Here is a 1,475-nt window from a genome sequence, read left to right as displayed (position 1 = left end):
GGTTATGCTGAACAATTTGTCCAAAAATTCGGATTAAATTTGCAATCTACCATTTACGTAATTTCAAAACGGCTTGGGCATTCAGATGTTGGGATTACTCAGCGAGTGTATGCGCACATCATTAATGAGCTGGCGCAAGAACAAGTCAGTGCTATCAATGATGCCTTAACGTCCATCTGAAGGTTGGTGTGCACCGCACTTGTGCTCAATTACTTGCTCACTCTGTGCACCCATCCTTGCAAGGCCCCTATGAGCGTAGGGTTTTGCCGACTCGGTTCGATTTTCACTCTCCGCCCCCGATTTTGTCATCTAAAAAACGGCGAATGTGCTCAAATGTGCTCACAATGACATTTTGGCGTTCTTTTGAATAACTTCATGGCAAACAAAAAAGCCGCTACATCAACGATGTAACGACTTTTTCTACGTATTGTAAGGCTCTCACAAGCCTAATAATACCGGCGATCGGGGTCGAACCGATACTCCCTCAACGGGAACTGGATTTTGAGTCCAGCGCGTCTGCCAATTCCGCCACGCCGGCATAATAAAGAATTGGACTGATGTTTCTGATCAGGATTATAACCTTTTCAGGAAAGGCGGTAACCGGATTTGAACCGGTGATGAAGGTTTTGCAGACCTCTGCCTTACCACTTGGCTATACCGCCATCATATGTTTGCCCAAACCCAACTGGGTTAGCTGGATTCGAACCAGCGCATGATGGAGTCAAAGTCCATTGCCTTACCACTTGGCTATAACCCAATCAAAGGGCGGTATGTGGGAATCGAACCCACGCGTGCCGGAGCCACAATCCGGTGCGTTAACCACTTCGCCAATACCGCCATCATGGCAGGGATAGTAGGAGTTGAACCCACACCGACGGTTTTGGAGACCGTTGTTCTACCATTAAACTATATCCCTATGAAAGAATGGAGGGGAGTGGATTCGAACCACCGAACCCGAAGGAGCGGATTTACAGTCCGCCGCGTTTAGCCAGACTTCGCTACCCCTCCATAAATGGCGCGGGACGGAATCGAACCGCCGACACATGGAGCTTCAATCCATTGCTCTACCGACTGAGCTACCGAGCCATATTAATTCATGATGAAGTTTATTAAATTGTACTGATGAATGAAGTTCATCATATGGAGGATACAGGGCTCGAACCTGTGACCCTCTGCTTGTAAGGCAGACGCTCTCCCAACTGAGCTAATCCTCCAATAATGACCCCTACGGGATTCGAACCCATGTTACTGCCGTGAAAGGGCAGTGTCTTAAACCACTTGACCAAGGGGTCATATTTATATATCTAACTTAACGGAGAGTAAGGGATTCGAACCCTTGAAACAGGTAATACCCGTTTACAGCATTTCCAATGCTGCTCCTTCAGCCACTCGGACAACTCTCCATGGCTTACGTAGATAACTCCGACAGGCGGGCTCGAACCGTCGACATCTTGATTAACAGTCAAGCGCTCTAC

Annotated in this window: 10 tRNA genes and 1 pseudogene; 1 reads left to right on the top strand and 10 read right to left on the bottom strand. The window is 47.8% G+C overall.

Going from position 1 to position 1,475, the window contains the following annotated elements:
• A pseudogene (locus DY78_RS16535) lies at window positions 1-180 on the top strand (hypothetical protein); the annotation flags it as partial.
• A gap of 273 nt (window positions 181-453) precedes the next feature.
• Here the strand turns inward: DY78_RS16535 and DY78_RS15625 are convergent.
• The 10 genes from DY78_RS15625 to DY78_RS15580 form a co-directional block, all read right to left on the bottom strand.
• Window positions 454-538: transfer RNA gene (locus tag DY78_RS15625), tRNA-Leu, on the bottom strand.
• A 53-nt stretch (window positions 539-591) separates the two neighbouring features.
• Window positions 592-662: transfer RNA gene (locus tag DY78_RS15620), tRNA-Cys, on the bottom strand.
• Window positions 663-685: 23 nt separating this feature from the next.
• Window positions 686-757, bottom strand: a tRNA-Gln gene (locus tag DY78_RS15615).
• A 7-nt stretch (window positions 758-764) separates the two neighbouring features.
• Window positions 765-837 (bottom strand) — tRNA-His (locus tag DY78_RS15610).
• Between the two features lie 5 nt (window positions 838-842).
• A tRNA-Trp gene (locus tag DY78_RS15605) sits at window positions 843-916 on the bottom strand.
• A 9-nt stretch (window positions 917-925) separates the two neighbouring features.
• Window positions 926-1,008: transfer RNA gene (locus tag DY78_RS15600), tRNA-Tyr, on the bottom strand.
• Window positions 1,009-1,013: 5 nt separating this feature from the next.
• A tRNA-Phe gene (locus DY78_RS15595) sits at window positions 1,014-1,086 on the bottom strand.
• Window positions 1,087-1,141: 55 nt separating this feature from the next.
• Window positions 1,142-1,214: transfer RNA gene (locus DY78_RS15590), tRNA-Val, on the bottom strand.
• Between the two features lie 5 nt (window positions 1,215-1,219).
• A tRNA-Glu gene (locus DY78_RS15585) sits at window positions 1,220-1,292 on the bottom strand.
• Between the two features lie 21 nt (window positions 1,293-1,313).
• Window positions 1,314-1,403, bottom strand: a tRNA-Ser gene (locus tag DY78_RS15580).
• Window positions 1,404-1,475 lie beyond the last annotated feature (72 nt).

Origin of the sequence: Lactiplantibacillus fabifermentans DSM 21115, from assembly GCF_000498955.2 — a bacterium.
In the GTDB taxonomy this organism is placed as follows: Bacteria; Bacillota; Bacilli; order Lactobacillales; family Lactobacillaceae; genus Lactiplantibacillus; species Lactiplantibacillus fabifermentans.
Note: the sequence above shows the minus strand (reverse complement) of the source record. Positions and strands in the feature narration are given on the sequence as shown.